The following is a 25,571-nucleotide window of genomic DNA, read 5'->3' on the forward strand; positions in this document are numbered from 1 at the left end:
ACGATCTCTGGCTGTCCCCCAGGCCGGGCCCGACTGCCCTAGACTCAGAGGTCATGACACGAGTGGCCGACGCCCCGGCCGTGCGGCTGCGCGGCGCGAGCCTCGCCTTCGGCGCGCGGCCGCTCTGGACGGGGCTCGACCTCGACGTCCGGCCAGGCGAGTTCTTCGCGGTCCTCGGGCCCAACGGCAGTGGCAAGACGAGCTTCCTCAAGGCGCTGCTCGGCGTCGTGCCGCTCACGGCGGGGACCGTCGAGGTCGCCGGCCGGCCGGTGGGCCGCGGCGAGGGCATCGGCTACATCCCGCAACAGCGCTCGTTCGCGGCTGACACGCCGCTGCGGGCGCGGGACCTCGTCGCGCTCGGCATCGACGGGCACCGCTGGGGCGTGCGCCTCAACCGTCGCTCCGTCGCGGCGCGTGTGGACGAGCTCCTCGCCACGGTGGGGGCGGGCAGCTACGCGAGGGTCCCCGTGGGGCAGCTCTCGGGCGGCGAGCAGCAGCGGCTGCGCGTGGCGCAGGCCATCGCGTCCCGGCCGCGCGTCCTGCTCTGCGACGAGCCGCTGCTCTCCCTCGACCTCAACCACCAGCAGGCCGTGAGCCGGCTCATCGACGCCCAGCGGCGCGAGCACGGCACGGCGGTCGTGTTCGTCACCCACGAGATCAACCCGATCCTCGACTACGTGGACCGCGTCCTCTACCTCGCGGACGGGAAGTTCCGGGTCGGCGAGCCCGAGGAGGTCATGACGACCGAGGTGCTCTCCGAGCTGTACGGCAGCCGGGTCGAGGTCTCACGCGTCAACGGGCGGATCGTCGTCGTCGGCCTGCCCGACGCGACCACCCACCACCACGAGCACCAGGACCCCCACGAGAAGGAGCCCGCGTGAGCCTCGGCGACATCCTCGGCGCGGTGTTCTCGTTCGAGAACTACGGGGAGATCCTCGCCCTCGTGCAGACCTCGGTCTGGGCGGGGGCCGTCCTCGGCCTGCTCGGCGGGCTTGTGGGCACGTTCGTCATGAAGCGGGACCTCGCCTTCGCGGTGCATGGGATCTCCGAGCTCTCCTTCGCCGGCGCGGCGTTCGCGCTGCTCGTGGGGACGGATGTCGTCGCCGGATCGCTCGTGGGATCGGTCGTCGCTTCCCTGCTCATCGCGTTCATGGGCGGCAGGGCGCGCGAGAAGAACTCCGTGATCGGGGTCCTCATGCCCTTCGGGCTCGGCCTCGGCATCCTCTTCCTCGCGCTCTACGAGGGCCGGGCCGCCAACAAGTTCGGCCTGCTCACGGGCCAGATCGTCGCCGTGGACACGGTCCAGCTCCAGCTGCTCGCGGTGACGGCGCTCGTCGTCGTCCTGGTCCTCGTGGCCGTGTGGCGCCCGCTGACGTTCTCGAGCGTGGACCCCGAGATGGCCGTCGCCGCGGGCGTCCCGGTGCGCGGCCTGTCGGTCCTCTTCCTGCTCGTGCTCGGCGTGAGCGTCGCGCTCTCGATCCAGGTCGTCGGCGCCCTGCTCGTCCTTGCCCTCCTCATCACCCCGGCCGCGGCCGCGCTCAAGGTCACGTCCTCGCCGCGTCTGACGCTCGTGCTGAGCATCGTGTTCGCGGTCGTCGCGACCGTCGGGGGGATCCTGCTCGCGCTCGGCGGCCGGCTGCCGATCAGCCCCTACATCACGACGCTCTCGTTCCTCATCTACGCCGTGTGCGCCGTCACCGGCCGGGTGCGGCGCCGGCGGGGGGCCAACGGCCGCGTCCTCGCCGCGGGGGAGAAGGAGCGCACGACGCCGGTCGCGGCCTGACGCTCAAAGCGCGGCCCGGCCCGCGGGCCGGGCCGCGCTCCGTCCTCAGGCCTCGGCGGCCTCGCGCGCCACGATCGCCGTGCACTCGGGGCACAGGCCGAAGATCTCGACGGTGTGCTCGATCGCCGTGTACCCGTGCTCGCGCGCCACGTGGCTCGCCCACGTCTCGACAGCGGGTGCCTCGATGTCCACGGCGCGGCCGCAGCGGCGGCACACGAGGTGGTGGTGGTGGCCAGTGGCCTCGCAGCGGCGGTACACGGCCTCGCCGTCGTCCGTGCGCAGGACGTCCACGAGGCCCTCATCGGCCATGGACTGGAGGATCCGGTACGTCGTGGCCAGGGAGACAGAGGCGCCCTCGTCATGCAGGAGCCGGTGCAGGTCCTGCGTGCTGACGAAGTCCTGGAGCCGGTCAAGGGCCGCCGAGACGGCGAGCCTCTGCTTCGTCACCCTCTGCTCGCGGCCCCCACGGCGCGCCGTGCCATGCGCCGTCGTCTCTGCCACGTGTCCTCCGTTCCTCTGCTGCTGGTCTTCCAGCCTAGCAAGCGTCCGGAACTAGACTGGCCGCCATGAAGCTGACGAAGTACACCCACTCCTGCGTCCGGCTCAGCAAGGCCAGCGAGAGCAGCGGGACCAGCGGCAGCAGTGCCGAGCGTGTGCTCGTCATCGATCCCGGGAACTTCTCCGAGGTCGAGGAGGCGCTCGACGGCGCGCATGCGCTCCTCGTCACGCACGAGCACCCGGACCACGTCGACATCCCGCGCGTCGCGCCCGTGCTCGCGGCGAACGCGGGGCTCGAGGCGTGGGCGCCCGACGGCGTCGCCCGCTCCCTGCGCGAGGCCGCGCCGGAGGCCGCGGGCCGGGTCCACACGGTCGAGCCAGGCGCGGAGTTCGAGGCCGGCAGCTTCCCGGTGCGGACCTTCGGGAGCCAGCACGCCCTCATCCACGCGAGCGTTCCCGTCGTCCCCAACATCGGCTACCTCGTCGACGGCACGGTGTTCCATCCCGGGGACTCCTTCACCGTGCCCCACGGCGTCGAGGTGCCCACGCTCCTCGTGCCGATCCACGCGCCGTGGAGTCGCGTCGGGGAGGTTCTCGACTTCCTCATCGCCGTGCGGCCCAAGCGGGCGCTGCCGATCCACAACGCGCTCCTCAACGAGCGCGGGCTCGGCGTCGTCGAGAAGCACGTGCAGCGCGTGAGCCGGCAGTACGGCACCGAGTACACCCCGCTCGCCCCCGGCGGGTCGACGGAGCTCTAGGCGTCAGCCCCCGCCGGCCCGTCAGCCCCGCCAGCGGCCCGTCGCGAAGAACTCCTCGATGACGCTCCCGAACGGCGCCGGGTCGAGGCCCCGCTCGGCGACCCATGCGTCGTCGCCGTAGGACTCGGCGTAGCGCGAGCCCGCGTCGCACATGAGGGTGACGATGCTCCCTCGCTCGCCCGCCGCAGCCATCTCGGCCACGAGCTGCCACACGCCCCACAGGTTCGTGCCCGTAGAAGGCCCGGCGTCGAGCCCGAGCCGCTCCCGCGCGTCGCGCATCGCGGCGACCGAGGCGCCGTCGGGGACCTGCAGCATGCGGTCCACGATCCGCGGATTGAAGCTCGGCTCGAGCCGGGGCCGGCCGATGCCCTCGATCCGGGACCCGGTTCCCGTTGCCGCGGTGCCCGAGGCCCAGCTCGGGTAGAAGGCCGAGCCCTCGGGGTCCACGACGGCGAGCCGGGTCGCGAGGCGGCGGTAGCGCACGTAGCGGCCGATCGTCGTGCTCGTGCCGCCCGTGCCTGCGCCGACGACGATCCAGCGCGGGACGGGGTGCGGCTCGAGGGCCAGCTGGTCGAAGATCGTCTCGGCGATGTTGTTGTTCCCGCGCCAGTCGGTGGCGCGCTCGGCGTACGTGAACTGGTCAAGGTAGTGGCCGCCGCACGCCTCGGCGAGCCGCGCGGCCTCGCCGTACACCTCGCCGGCCTGCTCGACGGTGTGGATGCGGCCTCCGTAGGACTCGATGAGGGCGAGCTTCTCGTGGCTCGTCCCGCGCGTCACGACCGCCGTGAACGGCACGCCGATGAGCCGCGCGAAGTAGGCCTCGGACACGGCCGTGCTGCCGCTCGAGGCCTCAACGACCATCGTGCCCTCGCGGATCCAGCCGTTGACGAGGCCGAAGAGGAACAGCGAGCGGGCCAGGCGGTGCTTGAGGCTGCCCGTGCGGTGCGTCGACTCGTCCTTGACGTACAGGTCCACGCCCCACTCGGCGGGCAGCGGCACGGCGTGCAGGTGGGTGTCCGCGCTGCGCCGGGCGTCCGCTTCGATGCGGCGGATGGCCTCGTCGGCCCACGCGCGCTCGCTCCCGCGGGGATCTGGGGTGGCTGCTGGTGCTGGTGAATCCACCGCAACAGCCTATCCGCGGGACTAGGGTGGGAGTGCGTGCGCGCACATCCCGGCGCGCAGGGCTGGACGATCCTCACGAAGGAGTGGCGATGAGCACAGAGCAGGTCCTGGTCTCCGTGGGAGACCTGGCGCGGCGGATGGATGCCGGGTTGCGGACGGTGGTCCTCGACGTCCGCTGGCAGCTCGGCGGTCCCGACGGGCGCACCGCGTACGCGCAGGGCCACCTCCCGGGCGCCGTGTACGCGGACCTGCCGAGCGAGCTCGCCGTCCCCGTCGCCCCCGGCAGCGCCGAGGAGGCGGCCGACGGCCGCCACCCGCTCCCCGCCGCGGATCATTTCGAGGAGTCCGCGCGGAGGTGGGGGATCGACGACGGCGATGCGGTCGTCGTCTACGACGACTGCGCCGGGCAGTCAGCGGCCCGCGCGTGGTGGATGCTGCGCGATGCCGGCGTGGGGGACGTCACGATCCTCGACGGCGGCCTCGCGGCCTGGACGCGCGCTGGCCTGCCCCTCGAGACGGGTCACGAGGTCGCGGCCCTCGGGAGCGTGCGCCTGCGCCCCGGGCAGCTTCCCGTGATCGGCGCCGACGAGGCCGCGGAGTTCCCGGGCGTGCTCCTCGATGCCCGCGCAGGGGAACGGTATCGCGGCGAGACGGAGCCCGTGGACCCGCGCGCTGGCCACATCCCCGGGGCCGTGAGCGCCCCCACGGCAGCGAACCTCTCCGAGGACGGGACGTTCCTGCCCGCCGCCGCCCTGCGCGAGCGCTACGCCCGGCTGGGCGTGCAGGCAGGCCGGCCCGTGGCCGTGTACTGCGGCTCGGGCGTCACCGCCGCGCACAGCGTTGCCGCCCTCGCGGTGGCCGGGATCCGGGCCGCCCTGTACCCCGGCTCGTTCTCCCAGTGGTCCCGCGACCCGGAGCGCCCCGTGGCCGTCGGCGCCGACCCGTCCGGGCTCCAGCATGGGATAGCGTCGGCCTCATGACACCCGGACGCCCTGCCCTCCCCGGCGCGGACAAGCTCGCCCGCGTCCTGCCCCCCGAGAGGAAGCCCATGAGCAGCATCTTCACCAAGATCATCGACGGCGAGATCCCCGGCCGCTTCGTCTGGAAGGACGACGAGGTCGTGGCCTTCCTGAGCATCGGGCCCCTCGCTGAGGGGCACACGCTCGTCGTCCCGCGCGAGGAGGTGGACCGGTGGACGGACGCGTCCCCGGAGCTCTTCGCGAAGGTCGCCGCCGTCGCCCAGATCATCGGCAAGGCGCAGGTCGAGGCGTTCGACGCCGAGCGGGCGGGCGTCATCATCGCCGGCTTCGAGGTCCACCACCTCCACCTGCACGTGTGGCCGTCCAACTCCGAGGCTGAGTTCGACTTCAAGCGCGCCCAGCACAATCCGGACCCCGCCGTCATGGACGCGGCCGCCGAGAAGCTCCGCGCGGCCCTGCGCGCCGCAGGCCACGGGGACTCCGTCCCGGAGGCCTGACGGGCGCGCTGCGCCGGCCAGTGCGACAGGGGGCCGGTGCGTCAGGGGTCGTTCAGTCCCTGCGCGGCGTCATCGCGACCATGCCGGCGAAGGTGAAGCCGCCGCCGAAGCCGAAGAGTAGGGCGGGCACGTCGGCGGGGATCCGGCCGGCATGCCACCAGCGGCTCAGGCCGAGCGGGACGCTCGCGGCGGACGTGTTGCCCGACTCCGTGACGTCGGTGACGACGACGCGGTCGGCGAGGCCGAGCGCCTCGGCGAGCGGCTCGATGATGCGCAGGTTCGCCTGGTGCGTGACGAGGACCTCGATGTCCTCGAGCGCCAGGCCGGACCGCTCGACCGCAGAGCGCGCGTGGCCCGCGGCCTCGGTGAGCGCCCAGCGCAGCACGTCCCGGCCGTTCTGGGCGAAGGTCCCCGTGGGCGGCGAGATCGTCACGGAGCCGGCCATCGCGGGCTTCGAGCCCCACACGACAGGGCCGATCCGCGGCGCCTCCGCGGCGCGCACGACGGCGGCGCCGGCGCCGTCGGCGGTGAGAACCGCCGTCGTCCGGTCCGTCCAGTCCGTGACCGAGGAGAGCTTCTCGGCGCCGATGACGAGCGCGTGCGTCGCCGAGCCCGTGCGGATGGACTGGTCCGCGACGGCGAGGGCGTACTCGAAGCCCGAGCATGCCGTGTTGACGTCCACGATGCCGGGGCCGCGCTCGCCGGCGCCGTCGGTGCCGAGTCCCAGGGCTTCGGCGACGCGGCCGGCGGTGTTCGGGGAGCGTTCCTCGGCCGTGGTCGTCGCGACGATCACGAGGTCGATCTCCTCGGCGCCTACGCCCGAGTCCTCGAGCGCGTGCCGGGCGGCCTCCGCGGCGAGGTCTGCGACGGTCTGGCCGTCAGCGATCCGGCGCGTCACGATCCCCGTGCGCTGCCGGATCCACTCGTCCGAGGTGTCCATCATCGTCTCGAGCTCGTGGTTGTCCATGAGCCGGGAGGCGTCGGCATGGCCGAGGCCGGCGATCTCGGTGCCGGCGGCCGTCGGGGGGAGGCGGAGCACGGGCATGGGGTCCTTTCGGGTGGTGGGCGAGGCCGCGGGGGCCGGAGGAGGGGACAGCGGCAGGGGACCGGCTACGCCGGGGCGAGGGCCTCGTTCAGAGCCTGGCGGACGCGCTTCTCGGAAACCTTCCCGGCGGTTCCGAGCTCGACGGCGAAGAGGCTGACGCGCAGCTCCTCGATCATCCAGCGCACGCGTTCGAGTTTCGCGCGGTGGCGGCCGCCGGCCGCGAGGGCGGCCGCGGCGTCGTCGTAGTCGTCCTCGAGGGACTGGACTGTGGCCATCGCGACGGCGTCGCGCTGGACGTTCGCGGGCATCTTCTCGAGCCGGCGCTCCATCGCGGCGAGATAGCGCGGCAGGTGCGCGAGCTGGGCGTAGCCCGTCTGCGCGACGAAGCCCGGGTACACGAGCTGCTCGAGCTGGGCCTTGATGTCATTCAGGCCCGAGACGAGGGCCAGGCTTGTCGAGCCCCGGAGCGCCTTGCCGATGCGCAGCGACGCGGCGAGGACCTGCTCCACGATCGCGGTCACGGCGAAGACGGTGTCGATGAGCTCGGCGCGGACCTCGTCGTAGAGCGCGTCGAAGGCCGCGCGGTCCCACGGCAGGGCCGCGGGCACGAGGCGGTCGATGGCCGCGAGGACGCAGTCGGCGATGAGGTCAGCGACGGAGCCGTGCGGGTTCTGGCTGAACGTGAGCTTCTCACGGTTGTTCAGGTGCTCGAGGACGTAGCGGTCCGGCGGCGGAACGCGCAGGGCGAGGAGGCGGATGACGCCGGCGCGGTGCGCGGCGAGCTGGTCCTCCTCCGTCTGGAAGACGCGCAGGCCCGCCGTCCCCCGGGAGGAGCCCTTGGGGCGGCCCTCGAGCTGTTCGTCGATGAGAGCCGGGTAGCCCGTCACCGTGTGGCCCGCGACGGTCGTGCTCGCCGTGCGGGGGATCGTGCCCACGCTCCACTCGGTGAGCCCGATCCTCTCGGCGAGGCCTCCGCTTTCGGTGACGCCGCCGCGCTCGGAGGTGGCCGCCGTCGTGCTCACTGACCCTGAGGCCGCGGTGCCAGACCCCCTCTTCGGCGGCATACCCCCCGACTTCGGCGGCACAGTCCCCCTTTTCGGCGGCATGCCCCCCGACGTCGGCGGGGTGGGCGTCGCGCCGAGGGACTCGGCGATGGCCCTGCGGGTCGCCGGGGCGAGCTGCTCCTTGAGGGCCGCGAGGTCCTTCCCCGCGCCGAGCACGGTCCCCTTCGGGTCGACGACGCTGAAGGCCATCGTCAGGTGCGGCGGGACTGCCTCCCAGTTCCAGGACCCGGGCGGGATGATCTGGCCCTTGAGCCGGCGCAGCACGAGCTCGAGGGAATCCGTGAGGGAGTCCTGAGCGGGGTCGAAGTCGGCCTCGAGCGCGGCGACGGCCTGCCGGGCGACGTCCGGGGCGGGCACGAAGCTCTTGCGCACCTGCTTGGGCAGGGACTTGATGAGGGCCGTGACGAGCTCGGTCCGCAGGCCCGGGATCTGCCAGCGGAAGGGTTCCGGGTCGAGCTGGTTGAGGAACAGCACGGGGACCTCGGCGGTCACGCCGTCGCCCAGCTCCGGCGTGCCGTCCTGCATGCCGCCGCGCGCGACAGGATGGAACTCGTACGCGAGCGGGAGGTCGAAGCCGGCCTGCCGCCACACGGTGGGGTAGGCGGCGTCCGCGCTTTCGAGGGTGTCCTCGGCCTCCTGGCGCAGGAGCAGGGCCCGGTCGAAGTCGAGCAGGTGCGGGTCCTTCTGGCGGGCCTTTCTCCACCACGAGTCGAAGTGGCGCTCCGAGACGATGCCCTCGGGCAGGCGCGCGTCGTAGAACTCGACGAGGTCCTCGTCGTCGACCCTCAGGCCACGGCGTCGCACGCGCGTCTCGAGCTCCTCGACCTCTTCGAGCAGGGCCCGGTTGCGGGCGAAGAAGTGGTGGCGTGTAGTCCACTCGCCGTCGACGAGGGCGTGCCGGATGAACAGCTCCCGGGCCACTGGCGGGTCGATCCGGCCGTAGTTGACGCGCCGCTGCGCCACGAGGGTCACGCCGTAGAGCGTGACCTTCTCGTACGCCATGACGGCGCCGGCGCGCTTGGACCAGTGCGGCTCCGAGTAGGAGCGCTTGACGAGGTGCGGCGCGACGAGCTCGGCCCACGCGGGGTCCATCTTCGCCGCGGTGCGGGCCCAGAGCCGGCTCGTCTCGACGAGCTCGGCGGCCATGACATAGGTCGGGTTCTTCTTGAACAGGGCCGAGCCCGGGAAGATGGCGAAGCGCGTCCCGCGGGCGCCGACGTACTCCCGCCCACGCTCGCCCTTGCGCTCGTCGAGCAGGCCGATCTGGCTCGTGAGGCCTGCGAGCAGCGACTGGTGCACGGCGTCGTGCTTCCCGACGGCGTCGAGCCGCACCTCGCCGCGGCCCTGGCCCGCGCTGATGCCGAGCGGGCGCGCGAGCTGCCGCAGCTGGGCGAAGAGCTCCTGCCACTCGCGCACGCGCAGGAAGTTGATGAACTCGGCCTTGCACAGGCGCCGGAACGCCGAGGACGAGAGCTCCTGCTGCTTCTCCTGCAGATAGTTCCACAGGTTGAGGTAGCCGGTGAAGTCGGAGTTCTCGTCCTTGAAGCGCGCGTGCTTCTCCTCCGCGGCCTGCTTCTTTCCGGTCTCAGCCGAGGGCCGCTCGCGAGGATCCTGGATCGTCAGGGCGGCGGCGAGGACCATGACCTCGCGGACGCAGTCGCGGCGGGACGCCTCGACGATCATGCGTCCGAGGCGGGGATCGACCGGCAGCTGGGCGAGCTGGTGGCCGACGGCGCTGAGGCCGCCCTTCGCGTTCCCCGCCTCCGCGAGGGCGCCGAGCTCGCGCAGGAGGGCCACGCCGTCGTTGATCGCGCGCGACTCCGGCGGCTCGACGAAGGGGAACGCCTCGACGTCCTTGGGCCCGCGCGCGATCCCCATCGCGGTCATCTGGAGGATGACGGCAGCGAGGTTCGTGCGCAGGATCTCCGGGTCCGTGAACTCGGGCCGCGAGAGGTAGTCCTCCTCCGAGTAGAGGCGGATGCAGATGCCGTCGGAGACGCGGCCGCAGCGGCCCGCGCGCTGGTTCGCCGAGGCCTGGGAGACGCGCTCGATCGGCAGGCGCTGGACCTTAGTGCGGTGCGAGTAGCGCGAGATGCGGGCGGTGCCCGTGTCGATGACGTACTTGATCCCGGGGACCGTGAGGGACGTCTCGGCGACGTTCGTGGCCAGGACGATGCGCCGCCGCGCTCCCGGGGTGAAGACGCGGTGCTGCTCGGCGAGGGAGAGGCGGGCGAAGAGGGGCAGGATCTCGGCGTCCGCCATCCGCGGGTTGCGCTGGATCCGGCCTGCGAGGGCCTCGGCGGCGTCGCGGATCTCGCGCTCGCCCGAGAAGAAGATGAGGATGTCCCCGGGGGCCTCGCGCGAGAGCTCGTCGACGGCGTCGCACACCGCGTCGAGCGGGTCGCGGTCCTCCTCCAGAGGGTCGTCGGGGGCGCCGCCCTCGCCGTCCTCGTCATCGCTGGCGGGTTCGGCGACGAGCGGCCGGTACCGGATCTCGACCGGGTACGTGCGGCCCGAGACCTCGAGGATGGGGGCGCGCTCGGGCTCCTCGCCGGGAACCTCTTGGGCGAAGTGCCGTGCGAAGCGCTCCGGGTCGATCGTGGCCGAGGTGATGATGACCTTGAGGTCGGGACGCTGGGGGAGGACCCGCTTGAGGTAGCCCAGGATGAAGTCGATGTTGAGGCTGCGCTCGTGGGCCTCGTCGATGATGATCGTCGAGTACTTCTTCAGCAGCCGGTCCCGCTGGATCTCCGCGAGAAGGATGCCGTCGGTCATGAGCTTGACGCGCGTCTGCGGCCCGACCTCGCCCGTGAAGCGGACCTGGAAGCCGACCTCCTGACCCAGTTCGACGCCGAGCTCCTCCGCGATGCGCTCGGCGACCGTGCGCGCGGCAAGCCGGCGGGGCTGCGTGTGCCCGATGAGGCCCTTCTCGCCCAGGCCCAGCTCGAGGCACATCTTGGGGATCTGCGTGGTCTTCCCGGAGCCGGTCTCACCCGCGATGATCGTCACCTGGTGGGCGGCGATGGCCTCCATGAGCTCCTCGCGGCGCTCGGAGACGGGGAGGGCGGCGGGGTAGGTGATCGTCAAGGCCATGGCTGGTCCAGTCTAGTTGCACCGTCCGCGTGCACCCGCAGACGAGAGAAGGCCCCGCTGAGTCTCGTGCGACTCGGCGGGGCCTTCTGACGACGTCCACGGACATCGCTGGATGTGCCCTCGATAGGATTCGAACCTACGGCCTTCTGCTCCGGAGGCAGACGCTCTATCCCCTGAGCTACGAGGGCAGCTCGTCCCGGTGGGAACTCACTGAGCTTATCAGCTGCCGGGGGTGCCGATGCAAACTCGCGCCTGCCCGCGCGGCGCCGCTTCCGCCGGGACTCTCGGCGCGTGGGGCCGCTCCTGCGCTGGCCCGTCACGCGACGAGGAGGAGGGGGCGGTCGGCGAGGCCGACGGCGATCTCCTGCCCCCAGCCGGCATCGAGCCGGTCCGCCTCGATGCCGTCGCCGAAGACCACTAGCTGGCCCGACATGACGGTGATGCGGAGTTCCTCGCCGCGGGTCAGGACGCCCTCGGTCAGCGCGGTGCCTGTGGCGGGCGACGGCCACGCCTCGCGGACGAACCAGGCCAGCCGGCGCTCGGTCGGCAGGGGGAGGCGGCGGCCTCCGCGGTCCCTGGCGATGGACGCGCACCAGCCTGTCGAGCCCGTGCCGCTCGAGATGATGAGGCCGGACGAGGACTGCAGCTCGGAGCCGCCGTCCGGGGTGGCCACCGTGTATCGCGCCGATTGGTGGGACGCGTGGCCGACGAACACCTCATTGAGGGCGCAGAGCTCCTGGCCGTCGTCGAGCCGCGCCCGCACCATCGTGAGCTCCTCGGACCTGAGGGCTGACGCCGAGGCCTCTGCTGCCGCGCCGATGAGCCGCACCGCCTCGTCCGGAGAATGCCGGACGAGGCTTCCCGCATTGACGCCCGGCAGCGGATTGACGCCGATGACAGGCTGCCCGGCGAGGTACTTCGCGGTATTGGCCACGAGCCCGTCCTGCCCGACGACGGCGATGACGTCGTCCGGCTCCCACAGGAAGCGGCTGAGGTCGGAGCGCTCGATCTGGGCCAGACGCCAGGCAAGGGGGAGGGCCTCGCGGACCTGCTGCAGTGCGGCCCGGATGACGTCGTGCTGCTCCTCGACCTCCGACAGGCTTCGCCCCCGCAGCCCGAGGAAGAACTCCGCCTGGCCGCGCGTCGCGTGCCGTTCGAGGAGCTCGTCGAGCTCGGTGCGCCGGTGGACCAGGACGAGCCTCGGCTTTCCCACGGGGGCCTCCTAGATCTCGTGGCTCGCCGAGCCCGCCGAGCCCGCCGAGCCCGCAGGGTGCGAGGCCAGGCGGGTCAGGGCCGCGACGGCCGAGGTGAGCATGTCCGGGGTGATGGTGAGGCTCTCGATGGCCGGGAGCCGTCCCGCCGCTTCGCGCAGGGCCAGGGCGAGGAGCGTGCCCTGGTCCACGGTCCGGTACGCGTCCAGCGCGGCGGCCTCCCTGGCCGCCTCTGCCTCGCCCACGATGCGGATCTGCCCTGCCTCGGCCTCCGCCGCGAGCCCGCGCTGCTCGGCCTGAGAGCGTGCGCCGATCAGGCTGGCCGCTGCATGCTCCTCGGCCTCGAGCCGGGCGTTCGCGCCCTCTTGGGACACGAGCCGCTCGCGCTGCGCAGCGAGCCGGATCTGGTTCGCGAGCTCGTTCTCGGAGATGGCACGCTCGCGTTCGACGGCGAGGGCCCGCCGCTCGTAGGTGGCCCGGTCGGCCTCCGACTGCAGCTGCTCGCGGACGGGCGTCTGCAGGGCGCGTTCCACGTCGGCCTCGGGGCGAACGGCGAGGACGCGGACCCCGATGATCCGGATTCCGGTGGTCACGAGGCGTTCGTCGCTCGCGAGCCCGGCCGAGAGCAGGTCGCGGAGCTCGCCGTTGCCCCGGGCGAGGGCCTCTGCCAGCGTCAGCGTCGCGAGGTGGTCGATGCTCAGGCTCTGGCAGAGCTGGCCCACGATCGTGGCCACCTGCTCCCGCCCCCGCGCCGGCCGCTTGGAGTCGTCGCGCATCGCGAAGTCGAGGCGGGCCGAGACGGTGACCGGGTCCGCGAAGCGGTAGGTGACGTTGGCTTGGACGCTCACATCCTGGTGGTCGCGGGTGAGTGCATGGAAGAGCGTAGGGAGTTCCTGGTCGTCTACCGGCACCTCGCTGAGCACCGAGGTCGCGGGGCGGAACCAGAACGCCTGGCCCACTCCCTGGTGCGTGACCACGCCTTTCTGCAAGTGCACGACGTAGCCCGTCGGGCTGCCCAGGAAGTGGTTGATCCAGGGATAGTGCCTGATGGTCGGCATGGCTCCTCCTTGCCTCAATTTTCGTCAATATGACGATAAAGAGAATCTAGGCGGGGCGAGGATTATTGTCAAGGTGACGATAATACGGATACGGTGAGGACGTGCCTTCGACGCCTTCCCGCCTCCCGTGCCTTCCCGTAGCGGTCGACGTCGTCGCCCTGACCGTGCGGGACGGTTCGCTGAATGTCCTGCTCGTCACCCGACTCATCGACCCCTTCAAGGGACGGCTCGCCCTGCCCGGCGGCTTCGTCACATCGGGAGAGGATGTCGGGGAGGCGGCGAGCCGGGAGCTCGCGGAGGAGACCGGCGTCGAGCGCGTACCTGGCCACCTCGAGCAACTGGCCACCTACGGGCCCAAGGGCCGCGACCCGCGAGGCGACGTGCTCACGGTCGCCCACCTCCTGCTCGCGCCGGACTTCCCCGTGCTCGTCGCGGGCAGCGACGCGGAGCACGCCGACTGGTTCCCCGTGGCGGAGGCCCTCGGCGGCACGCTCGCCCTCGCCTTCGACCACGAGCGGATCCTCCGCGACGCGGTCGAACGCGCCCGCTCGAAGCTCGAGTACTCGCCGCTCGCGGCGGCGTTCTGCGGCGAGGAATTCACGATCGGCCAGCTCCGGGCCGTCTACGAGGCCGTATGGGGCACGCGGCTCGACCCCCGCAACTTCCACCGGAAGGCCACGGGAACGCCCGACTTCCTCGAGGACACGGGAAGGGTCTCCTCCGGCGACGCCGGGCGGCCCGCCGCCCTCTTCCGGCTCGCCGACCGTGCCCGCGCCGAGCCCGGACGCGCGGTCCTCAACCCGCCTCTCATGCGGCCGCGCCCGCTCTAGGCGCCATGGGGTGAGCGGAGCGGTGAGAGGGCTTGCGCCGTTCATCGGCCCCGCGCTGCGCGGGGCGCATCAGAACGGCGGCGGGTCGTTGCGCACGACGACGGCGGGCGCATCGGGTGGCAAGGGAGCCGGAGCGTCCCCCGCTGGCGGGTCTTTGGGGGGCCGTGGCAGCGATGCCCCAAGGGGCGCCAGGCGCGGGCCGAGGATGTGTTCGCGGTCTGCGGGACCGACGGGGAACGTCTGGCCGAGGAGCGTCTCCCACACGAGCTCGCCCGGAACGACCGGTGGCCCCCCATCCGAGGCGCGGGTCCCCGCGGCTCGCCGCAAGTGGAACAGCGCGAGGGACTTGAGGGCATGGTGCTTGCGGCACAGGAGGGTCAGGTTGTTCGCGTCGGTGGTGCCGCCGTCTTGCCATTCGATCGTGTGGTCGACCTCGGACCGATGGGCGGCGCATGTGCAGCCGGGCACGAGGCATTCGCCGTCGCGATACTGGATGAAGCGGCGCAGCCCCGCGGATGGTCGATAGGCGGTGCGGCCGAGACTGAGCGGGACGCCCTCCACGTCGGTGAGGAGCCGCTCCCAGGTCGGGGCGGCCGCGGCGAGCTGCCGGGCGGTCGTCGCGTCGATGACGCCATAGCCCTCGAGCTCGGCGACGTCATCCGAGGCGCCGAGCAGGACGGCCGCCGGGATGTGCACGACGATCTCGGCCTTGATGTTCGAGCTGAAGTCCTCTGGAATCTGAGGGGCAGAGCCCGCGCCGGGCTCGGCAGCTGTTGCCGAGGCCCCGACGGCGCCCTTGAGCATGGGCGCCTCCGCAGTGCCCGCCGGTGCGAGCGACAGGGCGAGGTGAGCGATGGTGTCGGCGCGCAGTTGCGGCAGCGTCCGGTGCTCGCCCTCGACGGCGTGCGCTGCGCGGGCGAGGGCGTCGACGCGCTCGTACATCGCGAGGCCGGTCTCGGCGGGCAGGAGCGCGGTGAGGGTGCACATGCCGTCCTCGGCGGGCTCGTACCAGACGCCCCGGTCCGCCCGGGCCTTGGCCTTGCGCACGGCGACGGACTCCGGGTGGAGGCGCTCGCGGAGGTCCCGTGCCACCCGGCGGAACTCGCCGGGCGTGCGGCGGTGCCCGGCACGGGTGCGCACGCGCTGGAGGGCCTCAGCCTCGAAGGCGGCTGCGGCGTCCTCGGGGAGCGTCCCTGCCTGCTCGACGAGGATGCGGGCGTGGGCCTCGGTGATGTCTCCCGAGGAGAGGGCCTCATAGGTGCCCTCATGCCGGCCGACGAGCGACTGGGAGAAGTTCAGGGTTCGGGCCGCTGCATTCTCGGACGTGCCCAGCAGGAGCGCGAGCTCCGAGACGGCGACGGCGTGGGCATGGTCTCCGCCGAGCCGCGCCGGCTGGCCGGCACGTCCCTCGAGGGGCTCCTCGGCGATCAGGTGGGCCATGCGGTCCACGAGCAGAGCGCGCATGGAGGCATTGAAGGAATCCATATCCGCGATCGCCCGGAGTCCGTTGAGGACTCCCTCGAGCGAGTCGAACGTGTCCGGCGCGAACCAGAGTGTCCCACGGAGGGCTTCCGGATGGCGGGAAGCGAACGCGATGTCGGGCGGCAGCAGCCGTTCGGCCAGCATCGGCATGCGCTCACCCCCCGAGCAGCGGACTCATTCGAAGATATATACGAAAGTCTAGTGGACACGGGCTGGCGTGAGAAGAGATATCTCCTAGGAATCTGCTTGGCCAAAGTAGGCTGAGGTAATTGCACGTGAGAATGGTTACGCGGGGGCGTCCGGAGCGCCTCCTGGGCCGTGCTCAACGTCGTCGCGGTCCTGCCGTGGCTTGGCCTGGCGCTGCGCCCCGCGCACGACGGCGGGCGGGCGCCGCGCGAGGGCCAGCCCGGCGCCGTCGTGCGCAGCGACAGCCCCGACGGTCCGGGAGCCGCATCCCAGGGCCGCCTGGGCGGCGGCCCGCCCCCGCCCCACACCGGGCCAGTGAGGGTGTGGCGCTCGCCGACGGCGTGGGCTCTCGCGCTCGTCTTCGGCTGCACGTCACTCAACACGTACGGGATGTTCGCGTGGATCCCCTCCGTCTTCGCGGACGCGGGCCTCCCGCCGCAGGAGGCCGGCCTGTGGCTCGCGCCGGGCGCCGCGCCGTCCCTCTGGTCGGCGCTCGCGTGCCTCGGGCCTCTGGTCACGGGGTGGCTCCACGACGCGACGGGGGAGTGGACGGCGTTGTTCGCGTTCCTCGGCGCGACGCTCGCGGTGCTCGCCGCGGCGGGATGGGTGATCAGCCGGCGGGGCTTCGTGGACGACGACGAGGGCGTCCTCGCTGCTCGGTGAGTGCCTGGCGTCGCATCCCGGCTCAGGCAGTGGACTGGTTTCAGGGCGGCAGTCCCGCGCCGGTAGGCTATAGGCCGTGACTCCCGAAGAACTCTCCGCCGCTATCTCTGCCTGCCTTGCCGACGCCGTGCGCGCCGGCGAGATCTCTGTGGACGTGCCGGAGGACATCCGCGTGGAGCGCCCCAAGAACCGCGAGCACGGCGACTGGGCGACGAACATCGCCCTCCAGCTCGGCAAGAAGGCGGGCATGAACCCGCGTGAGCTCGCCGGCATCCTCGCCGAGCGCCTCGGCGGCCTCGAGGGCGTCGCCTCCGTGGAGATCGCGGGCCCCGGCTTCCTCAACGTCACGCTCGACGCCGCCGCGGCCGGTGCGCTCGCGAAGACCATCGTCGAGGCGGGCGAGGCCTACGGGACGAACGACACCCTGGAGGGGCACGTCGTCAACATGGAGTTCGTGTCGGCGAACCCGACCGGGCCCCTGCACATCGGCCACACCCGATGGGCCGCACTCGGCGACTCGATCGCCCGCGTCCTGCGCGCCTCGGGGGCGAAGGTGACGCGCGAGTACTACATCAACGACGCGGGCAGCCAGATGAACGTGTTCGCGAACTCCGTCCTGTCGCGCCTGCACGGCCGCGACGTCCCCGAGGGCGGCTACCCGGGCCAGTACATCGTGGACCTCGGCCACGACGTGCTCACCGCCCACCCCGATGTGCGCGAGCTCACCGAGGACGCGGCCCTGCCGATCGTGCGCCACGCCGCGTACGAGGCGCAGATGAAGGACATCAAGGCGACCCTCGCGGCCTTCGACGTCTCCTTTGACGTCTACTTCTCCGAGAAGTCCCTGCACGACGCCGGCGCGATCGAGTCCGCCGTCGCCCGCCTGCGCGAGCAGGGCCACGTCTTCGACGAGGACGGCGCCGTGTGGCTGCGCACGACCGACTTCGGCGACGACAAGGACCGCGTGCTCATCCGGGCCAACGGCGAGCCGACGTACTTCGCCGCCGACGCCGCCTACTACCTCTCGAAGAAGGACCGCGGCTTCGGCGAGAAGATCTACCTCCTCGGCGCCGACCACCACGGCTACGTCAACCGCCTCAAGGCCATCGCCGCGTGCGCGGGCGACGACCCGGAGGCGAACATCGAGGTGCTCATCGGGCAGCTCGTCTCGGTCAACGGCGCCAAGCTCTCCAAGCGGGCCGGCAACATCATCGAGCTCAAGGACCTCATCGACTGGCTCGGCAAGGACGCGGTGCGGTACTCGCTCGCGCGCTTCCCCGCCGACTCGCCGCTCACTCTCGACCCCGAGCTGCTGAAGAAGAACACGAACGAGAACCCCGTGTTCTACGTCCAGTACGCGCACGCCCGCTCGCGCGGCGCGGCGCGCAACGCCGTCGCGGCCGGCGTCGAGCGCACGGTCGGCGGCGAGGACGCGTTCGACGCCGCGCTGCTGGACCACAAGACCGAGAACGAGCTCATCGCGCACCTCGCGGCCTACCCCTCGATCGTGGGCAAGGCCGCCGAGTTCCGCGAGCCGCACCGCGTGGCCCGGCACCTCGAGACCATCGCGGCCGCGTACCACTCGTGGTACGACAACTGCCGCATCGCGCCGCTGGGCGACGAGGAGGTCACCGACCTCAACCGCACCCGCCTGTGGCTCAACGACGCCACGAGCCAGGTGCTTGCCAATGGCCTCAGGCTGCTGGGCGTCTCGGCGCCGGAGAGGATGTAGGCAGTGGGACAGACCGCATCGGCGCCCGCGTCGCGGGCCGCCTCGCCGCTCGCGCCCGCGTGGCTCGACGTGCCGCAGGACCTCAACGCGCTCGAGCCCAAGATGTGGGCGCACGACGTCGAGCGGACCGCGGGCGGGGAGCTCACCGTCGGCGGGCTCGGCGTCGCGGTGCTCAAGGAGCGCTTCGGCACGCCGCTGTTCGTGCTCAGCGAGGCTGACTTCCGCCGCCGCGCGCGCGAATTCAAGGACTCGTTCGACGCCGCGTTCGCCGACGTGTGCGGCGGCGTCGACGTCTACTACGCCGGCAAGTCGTTCCTGTGCAGCGCCGTCGCGACGTGGGTCGGGCAGGAGGGCCTGCGCCTCGACACGGCCTCGGGAGGCGAGCTCGCCGTGGCCGCGAAGGCCGGCCTCGCGGGCGAGCTCATCGGGCTGCACGGCAACAACAAGTCCGACGCCGAGATCGTCCGCGCGCTAGACATGGGCGTCGGCCGGATCATCGTGGACAGCCTCGATGAGCTCGAGCGCGTGGCCCGGATCGCCGCCGCGCGGGGCACCGACACGCCAGGCACCGGGCCGGATGGGGGAGAGGCACCCCGGGCGAAGGTCATGCTGCGCCTCACCCCCGGCGTGCACGCCCATACGCACGAGTTCATCGCGACCGCGCACGAGGACCAGAAGTTCGGCCTCTCGCTGGCCCCGGGCACGGCCAGCGCCGGCTTCGTCGGCGAGCACGGCGGAACCGAGGCGAGCGCCGCGGAGGAGGCCGTCGCGGCGGCCGTGGACCACGACAGCATCGAGCTGCTCGGCGTGCACTGCCACATCGGCTCGCAGATCTTCGACCCCGAGGGCTTCGAGCTCGCGGCCGTGAAGCTCCTGACGTTCGTCGCCGCGATGCGCCCGGCCTACGGCGCGGCCCTTCCCGAGCTCGACCTCGGCGGCGGCTACGGGATCGCCTACGTGCCCGGGGACACCCCACGGCCGCCGGCCGAGATCGCCCGGGCGCTGGCCGGCGTCGTTCGAGAGACGTGCGCGCGGCTCGGCATCGACGCCCCGCGCATCTCGATCGAGCCCGGCCGCGCGATCGTCGGCTCGACGACGTTCACGCTCTACGAGGTCGGGACCATCAAGGACGTCGTCGTTGATGTGCCAGTCGTTGATGTGCCCTCGGAGAACGACGGCGACGAGACCGCCGTGCGCCGCTACGTCTCCGTCGACGGCGGCATGAGCGACAACGCCCGGCCTGTCCTCTACGACGCCGACTACTCCGTGGCGCTCGCGTCCCGCACCTCGTCCGCGTCGGCGCAGCTCTCGCGGGTCGTGGGCAAGCACTGCGAGAGCGGCGACATCGTCGTGCGCGACTCCTACCTGCCCGATGACGTGCGCGCGGGCGACCTGCTCGCCGTGCCCGGCACCGGAGCGTACTGCTGGGCGCTCTCGAGCAACTACAACTACCTCGCCCGCCCCGGCGTCGTGGCCGTCGACGGCGGCTCTGCCCGCTGGATCGTGCGCGGCGAGACCGAAGAAGACCTGCTCTCGCGCGACATGGGAGCTTGAAGCTGATGGGAGACCGAATGACGGACAGGACCCTGAAGGTCGCGCTGCTGGGCGGCGGCACGGTGGGCGCGCAGGTCGCGCGCATCCTCCTCGACGACGCCGAGGCGCTCACCGCGCGCGCCGGCGCCCGCCTCGAGCTCACGGGGATCGGCGTGCGCAACGTCGACGCGCCGCGCGACGTCGACCTCCCGCGCGAGCTCTTCACGGCCGATGCCGAGGCCCTCGTGGAGGGCGCCGACCTCGTAATCGAGCTCATGGGCGGCATCGAGCCCGCCCGCACGCGCATCCTCCAGGCCCTCGGCCGCGGCGCGTCGGTCGTGACCGGCAACAAGGCCCTCCTGGCCCAGGACGGCGCGGCGCTCTTCGACGAGGCCGAGCGCACGGGCGCCGAGCTCAACTTCGAGGCCGCCGTCGCGGGGGCGATCCCGATCATCCGGCCCATCCGTGAGAGCCTCTCGGGCGACCGCATCACGCGCGTCCTCGGGATCGTCAACGGCACCACGAACTTCATCCTCGACGCGATGGACACGACCGGCGCGCAGTTCGCCGACGTCCTCGCCGAGGCGCAGCGGCTCGGGTACGCCGAGGCGGACCCGACGGCCGACGTCGAGGGCCTCGATGCCGCGGCCAAGGCGGCCATCCTCGCCTCACTCGCGTTCCACACGCGCGTCGCGCTCGACGACGTCCGCTGCGAGGGCATCACGAAGGTCACCGCCGGGGACATCGCCGCCGCTCAGGACGCCGGGTTCACGATCAAGCTGCTCGCGATCGCAGAGCTCGTGCGCGACGCAGACGGCTCGGAGGGCGTGAGCGTTCGCGTGCACCCGACCCTCCTGCCGCGGAAGCACCCGCTCGCCGCCGTGCACGGCGCCTTCAACGCCGTCTTCGTCGAGGCCGAGAACGCTGGCTCGCTCATGTTCTACGGCGCGGGCGCCGGCGGAGCCCCGACCGCCTCGGCGATCATGGGCGACGTCGTCTCGACCGCGCGCCGGCTCGTCCAGGGGGTTCCCGGGCGCACGAACACGTCCACGCGCGACCTGCCGATCCTCGGCCCCGAGTCCGTGACGACGAGCTACAGCATCGGCCTGGAGGTCGCCGACCAGCCGGGCGTCCTGTCCCGCGTCGCGTCCGTGTTCGCGGGGCACGGCGTCTCGATCGAGACGATGCGCCAGCGCATCGATGGCGCTGGCGCGCAGGGCGTGTCCGACGCCGACGCCATCCCCGACGGGCGCGCCGAGCTGCGCTTCGTCACCCACGCGGCCTCCGAGGCCGCCCTCGCCGCCACCGTGGCGGACATCAGGAACCTGGACGTCGTCGAGTCCGTGACGAGCGTCCTGAGAGTCGAAGGAGTCTAGTGGCCCACCAGTGGCGCGGAGTCATCCGCGAATACGCCGACCGCCTGCCCGTCACCGAGTCGACCAGGGTCATCACCCTGGGCGAGGGCGGCACGCCGCTCGTGTACGCCCAGGAGCTCTCGGAGCTCACGGGCTCGGACGTGTACCTGAAGGTCGAGGGCATGAACCCGACCGGCTCCTTCAAGGACCGCGGCATGACCATGGCCATGACCGCGGCCGTCGCCGCGGGCGCGAAGGCCGTCGTGTGCGCCTCGACCGGCAACACGTCGGCCTCGGCCGCCGCGTACGCGACCGCCGCGGGCCTCACGTGCGCCGTCCTCGTGCCCGAGGGCAAGATCGCGCTCGGCAAGCTCTCGCAGGCGATCGCCCACGGCGCGCAGCTCCTCCAGGTCGACGGGAACTTCGACGACTGCCTCGAGATCGCGCGCAAGCTCGCCGAGTCGTACCCCGTGTTCCTCGTGAACTCGGTCAACCCGGCCCGCATCGAGGGCCAGAAGACGGCCTCCTTCGAGATCGTCGACGCCCTCGGCGACGCCCCGGACATCCACGTCCTCCCGGTCGGCAACGCGGGCAACATCTCCGCGTACTGGAAGGGCTATAAGGAGTACGCGAAGGACACGGTGTACGGCGCAGGGGAGGGCGAGGCCGACGCCGCGTCCGGTGCAGGCGAGGGCCGCACCCTCCCGTCCGTGTCGACGAAGCTCCCGGTCATGTGGGGCTTCCAGGCCGCCGGCGCCGCCCCCTTCGTCGCGGGCCACCCGATCACGCACCCCGAGACGATCGCGACCGCGATCCGCATCGGCAACCCCGCCTCGTGGGACACGGCCGTGGCCGCGAGGGACGAGTCCGGCGGCCTCATCGACGCCGTGACGGACGAAGAAATCCTTGCCGCGCACCGCTGGCTGTCCTCGAAGGAGGGCGTCTTCGTCGAGCCCGGCTCCGCCGCGTCGGTCGCGGGCCTGCTCAAGCGGCACGCCGCCGGCCAGGTGCCGAGTGGGAAGACGATCGTCTGCACCGTCACGGGCCACGGGCTCAAGGACCCGCAGTGGGCCCTGCGCACCGAGGACGGCAGCGAGGTCGAGCCGTTCAAGGTGAGCAACGACGTCGTGGCCGTCGCCGCCGCTCTGGGGCTCGAGTCGGCCGTCTGATGTCTGCAGTTTCCCCCGATCCGCGCCTCGCGTCGCGCCACGGGCTGCGCCTCGTGCGGCCGGGGCAGCGCGTCACCGTGCGTGTCCCGGCCACGAGCGCCAACCTCGGCCCCGGCTACGACAGCCTGGGCCTCGCCCTGGCCCTGTACGACACCGTCACCGTCGAGACGTCGGACGACGGCGGGCTGGACTTCGACCTGCGGGGCGAGGGCGCCGAGTCCCTCCCGCGCGACGAGAGCCACCTCGTGGTTCGCACGATCGACGCCGCCCTCGCCCGCCTCGGCTACGCGCGAAAGGGCCTGCGCCTCGCGGCGGAGAACGTGAGCCCGCACGGGCGCGGCCTCGGCTCGTCGGCATCCGCGACGGCGGCGGCGGTCCTCGCGGCGGCGGAGCTCGTCGATCCCGCCGACAGGCCGGGCCGCGAGTGGGCGCTCCAGCTGTGCAGCGAGATCGAGGGCCACCCGGACAACGTCGCGCCCGCGATCTTCGGCTCGCTCGCGCTTTCGTGGCAGGAGGGCGAGTCGTTCCGCACGGCCGTCGCCGACGTCGTCCGCACCGTCGTCCCCATTGTCGCGATCCCGGACTTCGAGCTCTCGACCGAGCTCGCGCGCTCGCTCCTGCCCTCCTCGGTCCCGCACCACGCGGCGGCGGCGAACTCGGGCCGCGCGGCGCTGCTCGTGCATGCGCTCACGCGGGATCCGTCGCTCCTGCTCCCGGGCACCGAGGACTACCTGCACCAGAGCTATCGCTCGACGGCCATGGAGCCCAGCGCCCTGCTGATCGAGCGCCTGCGGGCGGAGGGGCACGCTGCGGTCGTCTCGGGCGCGGGGCCCACCGTGCTCGTGCTCGCGGACGGCGAGCAGGAGGCCGACGAGGTCCAGGCGGCGGTCGAGCGCTTCGCGCACGGAGGCGGCGCAGGGACTATCGACACCGAGCAGGGACGGGCGTCTGTGACTGGCTGGCGTGTCCTGCGGCTGGCTGTTGACCGTGAAGGTGCTAAAGTGGACGTGCACCCGCGGTGAATCTGCCTCAGTCAGGCGTAGCCGGTCTAGTAAGGGACTCTCAGCAGCCTTCCTGATGCCAGGTTCCCGGCAGAGGGTGCCGCCCCTCCAGCTCTGCAGCCGGTCAGGCTGCTCGCGGCTGTCCCCGCAAGCAGCTCATGGATCCTCCCGCACGCTCGGGGCGGGCTGTTCGACTACGGCCCTGCCCGGCCTCAGGCCCCGCAGTGCCCCAGCCTGGTCGCCGCTCGAGTCGGCGGCCACGACCCCGCTGCGCTGGCCGCTGAAGCCGCGCAGTCGACTCCGGAAGGATCATCCGTGACACAGACCACTGAGCTGACCCCAGCCGTGGAATCCTCCGCCTCCGAGTCCAAGGGCATCGCCGGCCTCAAGCTGGCGCAGCTCCAGGCTCTGGCCTCCCAGCTGGGCATCACCGGTGGGTCCCGCATGCGCAAGGGCGATCTCGTCGCCGCGATTTCCGCTCACCAGAAGGGCGAGCCCGTGAGCCGCCCGTCCGGACGCGGCGCCGCGAAGGCGGCCGCAGAGCAGGCGGCGCCGGCGGCCACGCCGGAGGCAGCAGCCGCCGAGGCCCCCGCGGCCGAGGCCGCCGCCGAGCAGGCCGAGGCCCCCGGCCGCACCCGTGGCCGCACCCGCCGCCGCGCGGGCAGCGACGGCGTCGTCACCGCCGGCGCTGCAGCCGCCGCGGCCGCCGCGGGCGTCGCCGCCCCCGAGGCAGCCCCGGCCGAGGCCCCCGCCGCGGGGCAGCCCGCCGTCGCCCCGGCCGAGGCACCCACCGAGACCACCCGTCCCGCCCGCGCCCGCGGTCGCAGCCGCCGCGCTGAGGCGGCTCAGGGCTCCGCCGAGCAGGAGGCAGCCGCAGAGCAGGCCGCCGCAGTGCAGGCGCCCGCCGAGGCCGCACCGGAGCAGGCCGCCGAGCAGGCCGCCGCGGTGCAGGCGCCCGCCGAGGCCCCGGCCGAGCAGCCCGCCGAGGCCGGCGAGGGCCGCCGTCGCCGTGGCCGCGAGGGCCGCGAGCGGACGGACGAGGGCCAGGAGCGCCAGCCGTCCCGCCGCGAGCGCGAGGAGGCCGAGCAGGAGGAGGGCGGCGGACGCCGCTCCCGCCGGTCCCGGCGCGGGCGTGATCGCGACCGCGAGGGCGCCGAGCAGGGCGGGCGCGGCGACCGCAGCGACCGCTTCCGCGACCGCAACGAGCGGATGCGGGACCGCGGCGGCCGTCGCGGCGCCGGCCCCGAGGTCGACGATACCGAGGTGACCGAGGACGACGTGCTCGTGCCCGTCGCCGGCATCCTCGATGTTCTCGAGAACTACGCCTTCATCCGCACGTCCGGCTACCTGCCGGGCCCGAACGACGTCTACGTCCCGCTCGCCCAGGTCAAGAAGAACGGCCTGCGCAAGGGCGATGCCGTCGTCGGCGCGATCCGCGCCCCGCGCGATGGCGAGGACAACCCGGGCAGCGGCGGCGGCCGCCAGGGCCAGGGCAGCCGGCAGAAGTTCAACGCCCTCGTGCGCGTCACGAGCGTCAACGGCAAGACCCCCGACGAGATGAGGGGCCGCGTCGAGTTCGGCAAGCTCGTCCCGCTCTACCCCTCTGAGCGCCTCCGCCTCGAGACCGAGAACAAGAAGATCGGCCCGCGCGTCATCGACCTCGTGGCCCCGATCGGCAAGGGCCAGCGCGGCCTCATCGTCTCGCCGCCGAAGGCCGGCAAGACGCTCATCCTGCAGTCCATCGCGAACGCGATCACTGCCAACAATCCTGAGGTCCACCTCATGATGGTGCTCGTGGACGAGCGGCCCGAAGAGGTCACGGACATGCAGCGCTCGGTCAAGGGCGAGGTCATCGCCTCGACCTTCGACCGCCCCGCCGACGACCACACGACGGTCGCCGAGCTCGCGATCGAGCGCGCCAAGCGGCTCGTCGAGATGGGCATGGACGTCGTCGTGCTCCTGGACTCGATGACCCGACTCGGCCGCGCGTACAACCTCGCGGCCCCGGCGTCGGGCCGCATCCTCTCGGGCGGTGTCGACTCGGCCGCGCTCTACCCGCCGAAGCGCTTCTTCGGCGCCGCGCGCAACATCGAGAACGGCGGCTCGCTGACGATCCTCGCCACGGCCCTCGTGGAGACCGGCTCCAAGATGGACGAGGTCATCTTCGAGGAGTTCAAGGGCACGGGCAACATGGAGCTGCGCCTCTCCCGCGCCCTCGCGGACAAGCGCATCTTCCCGGCCGTGGACGTCAATGCGTCGGGCACGCGCCGCGAGGAGAACCTGCTCTCGCCCGAAGAGGTCAAGATCATGTGGCGCCTGCGTCGCGTGCTCGCTGGCCTGGACACCCAGCAGGCTCTCGAGCTGCTCACGTCGAAGCTCCGCGAGACGCAGTCCAACGTCGAGTTCCTCCTGCAGGTGCAGAAGACGACGCTCGCGTCCAAGTCGGAGAACGACAAGCACTAGCGACTCACGGCGGCGGCCGGCCCTGGGCACCCAGGCGCCGGCCGCCGT

20 protein-coding genes and 1 tRNA gene are annotated in these 25,571 nt (G+C 72.5%); 13 read left to right on the plus strand and 8 right to left on the minus strand.

Going from position 1 to position 25,571, the window contains the following annotated elements:
* The first annotated feature begins 53 nt into the window (after window positions 1-53).
* Both BV907_RS12885 and BV907_RS12890 read left to right on the plus strand, forming a co-directional pair.
* On the plus strand, window positions 54-881 hold the full coding sequence (locus BV907_RS12885) for a metal ABC transporter ATP-binding protein (protein ID WP_175637458.1): 828 nt from the start codon (window positions 54-56) through the stop codon (window positions 879-881).
* A complete protein-coding gene (locus BV907_RS12890) occupies window positions 878-1,783 on the plus strand; it encodes a metal ABC transporter permease (RefSeq protein ID WP_077490113.1) in 906 nt (301 codons plus the stop codon). The genes BV907_RS12885 and BV907_RS12890 overlap by 4 nt, the downstream gene beginning before the upstream one ends.
* 45 nt (window positions 1,784-1,828) lie before the next feature.
* Here the strand turns inward: BV907_RS12890 and BV907_RS12895 are convergent, their stop codons facing one another.
* Window positions 1,829-2,284, minus strand: coding sequence for a Fur family transcriptional regulator (locus BV907_RS12895; protein ID WP_077490114.1), 456 nt, complete (start codon window positions 2,282-2,284; stop codon window positions 1,829-1,831).
* Between the two features lie 65 nt (window positions 2,285-2,349).
* Between BV907_RS12895 and BV907_RS12900 the strand changes: the two genes are divergently transcribed.
* Window positions 2,350-3,039 carry an MBL fold metallo-hydrolase gene (locus tag BV907_RS12900; protein ID WP_077490115.1) on the plus strand — a complete coding sequence of 230 codons (690 nt, stop codon included), beginning with the start codon at window positions 2,350-2,352 and terminating at the stop codon, window positions 3,037-3,039.
* A 21-nt stretch (window positions 3,040-3,060) separates the two neighbouring features.
* Here the strand turns inward: BV907_RS12900 and BV907_RS12905 are convergent, their stop codons facing one another.
* A complete protein-coding gene (locus BV907_RS12905) occupies window positions 3,061-4,161 on the minus strand; it encodes a PLP-dependent cysteine synthase family protein (RefSeq protein WP_077490116.1) in 1,101 nt (366 codons plus the stop codon).
* An 89-nt stretch (window positions 4,162-4,250) separates the two neighbouring features.
* Here BV907_RS12905 and BV907_RS12910 point away from each other — a divergent pair, with 89 nt between their 5' ends.
* Complete coding sequence (locus tag BV907_RS12910; protein ID WP_077490117.1) at window positions 4,251-5,141, plus strand: sulfurtransferase; 891 nt, start codon at window positions 4,251-4,253, stop codon at window positions 5,139-5,141.
* A gap of 68 nt (window positions 5,142-5,209) precedes the next feature.
* A complete protein-coding gene (locus tag BV907_RS12915; RefSeq protein ID WP_077490118.1) occupies window positions 5,210-5,638 on the plus strand; it encodes an HIT family protein in 429 nt (142 codons plus the stop codon).
* Between the two features lie 52 nt (window positions 5,639-5,690).
* On the opposite strand, the gene BV907_RS12920 is transcribed toward BV907_RS12915, so the two are convergent.
* The 5 genes from BV907_RS12920 to BV907_RS12940 all read right to left on the minus strand — a co-directional run bounded on the left by BV907_RS12920 (window position 5,691) and on the right by BV907_RS12940 (window position 13,109).
* On the minus strand, window positions 5,691-6,683 hold the full coding sequence (locus BV907_RS12920) for a beta-ketoacyl-ACP synthase 3 (protein WP_077490119.1): 993 nt from the start codon (window positions 6,681-6,683) through the stop codon (window positions 5,691-5,693).
* A 65-nt stretch (window positions 6,684-6,748) separates the two neighbouring features.
* Window positions 6,749-10,840, minus strand: a complete 4,092-nt coding sequence (hrpA, locus tag BV907_RS12925; protein ID WP_077490120.1) for an ATP-dependent RNA helicase HrpA — start codon at window positions 10,838-10,840, stop codon at window positions 6,749-6,751.
* 115 nt (window positions 10,841-10,955) lie between these two features.
* Window positions 10,956-11,028, minus strand: a tRNA-Arg gene (locus tag BV907_RS12930).
* Between the two features lie 128 nt (window positions 11,029-11,156).
* The gene (locus BV907_RS12935) at window positions 11,157-12,053 is read right to left on the minus strand and encodes a diacylglycerol kinase catalytic domain-containing protein (protein WP_077490121.1); all 897 of its coding nucleotides are present in this window, start codon (window positions 12,051-12,053) and stop codon (window positions 11,157-11,159) included.
* A 9-nt stretch (window positions 12,054-12,062) separates the two neighbouring features.
* Window positions 12,063-13,109 carry an SPFH domain-containing protein gene (locus BV907_RS12940; protein ID WP_077490122.1) on the minus strand — a complete coding sequence of 349 codons (1,047 nt, stop codon included), beginning with the start codon at window positions 13,107-13,109 and terminating at the stop codon, window positions 12,063-12,065.
* Window positions 13,110-13,210: 101 nt separating this feature from the next.
* Between BV907_RS12940 and BV907_RS12945 the strand changes: the two genes are divergently transcribed.
* Entirely contained in the window at window positions 13,211-13,939 is a 729-nt protein-coding gene (locus BV907_RS12945) for an NUDIX hydrolase (protein WP_077490123.1), read from the plus strand.
* A gap of 69 nt (window positions 13,940-14,008) precedes the next feature.
* On the opposite strand, the gene BV907_RS12950 is transcribed toward BV907_RS12945, so the two are convergent.
* Window positions 14,009-15,571: an HNH endonuclease signature motif containing protein gene (locus BV907_RS12950; RefSeq protein ID WP_077490124.1), complete on the minus strand. Its 1,563-nt coding sequence runs from the start codon at window positions 15,569-15,571 to the stop codon at window positions 14,009-14,011.
* A gap of 168 nt (window positions 15,572-15,739) precedes the next feature.
* Here BV907_RS12950 and BV907_RS12955 point away from each other — a divergent pair, with 168 nt between their 5' ends.
* The 7 genes from BV907_RS12955 (at window position 15,740) to rho (ending at window position 25,523) form a co-directional block, all read left to right on the plus strand.
* Entirely contained in the window at window positions 15,740-16,270 is a 531-nt protein-coding gene (locus BV907_RS12955) for an MFS transporter (protein WP_077490125.1), read from the plus strand.
* A 76-nt stretch (window positions 16,271-16,346) separates the two neighbouring features.
* Window positions 16,347-18,002, plus strand: coding sequence for an arginine--tRNA ligase (argS, locus tag BV907_RS12960; protein WP_077490126.1), 1,656 nt, complete (start codon window positions 16,347-16,349; stop codon window positions 18,000-18,002).
* Between the two features lie 3 nt (window positions 18,003-18,005).
* The gene (gene lysA / locus BV907_RS12965; protein WP_245827953.1) at window positions 18,006-19,556 is read left to right on the plus strand and encodes a diaminopimelate decarboxylase; all 1,551 of its coding nucleotides are present in this window, start codon (window positions 18,006-18,008) and stop codon (window positions 19,554-19,556) included.
* A 17-nt stretch (window positions 19,557-19,573) separates the two neighbouring features.
* The gene (locus BV907_RS12970; protein WP_077490127.1) at window positions 19,574-20,911 is read left to right on the plus strand and encodes a homoserine dehydrogenase; all 1,338 of its coding nucleotides are present in this window, start codon (window positions 19,574-19,576) and stop codon (window positions 20,909-20,911) included.
* Window positions 20,911-22,059, plus strand: coding sequence for a threonine synthase (gene thrC / locus BV907_RS12975; RefSeq protein ID WP_077490128.1), 1,149 nt, complete (start codon window positions 20,911-20,913; stop codon window positions 22,057-22,059). The genes BV907_RS12970 and thrC overlap by 1 nt, the downstream gene beginning before the upstream one ends.
* A complete protein-coding gene (gene thrB / locus BV907_RS12980) occupies window positions 22,059-23,081 on the plus strand; it encodes a homoserine kinase (RefSeq protein ID WP_077490129.1) in 1,023 nt (340 codons plus the stop codon). Before thrC ends, thrB begins: the two co-directional genes overlap by 1 nt.
* A 294-nt stretch (window positions 23,082-23,375) precedes the next feature.
* Complete coding sequence (rho, locus tag BV907_RS12985) at window positions 23,376-25,523, plus strand: transcription termination factor Rho (protein WP_077490130.1); 2,148 nt, start codon at window positions 23,376-23,378, stop codon at window positions 25,521-25,523.
* The last annotated feature ends 48 nt before the right edge of the window (window positions 25,524-25,571 follow it).

It is taken from the genome of Sinomonas mesophila (assembly GCF_001999765.1).
Lineage (GTDB): Bacteria > Actinomycetota > Actinomycetes > Actinomycetales > Micrococcaceae > Sinomonas > Sinomonas mesophila.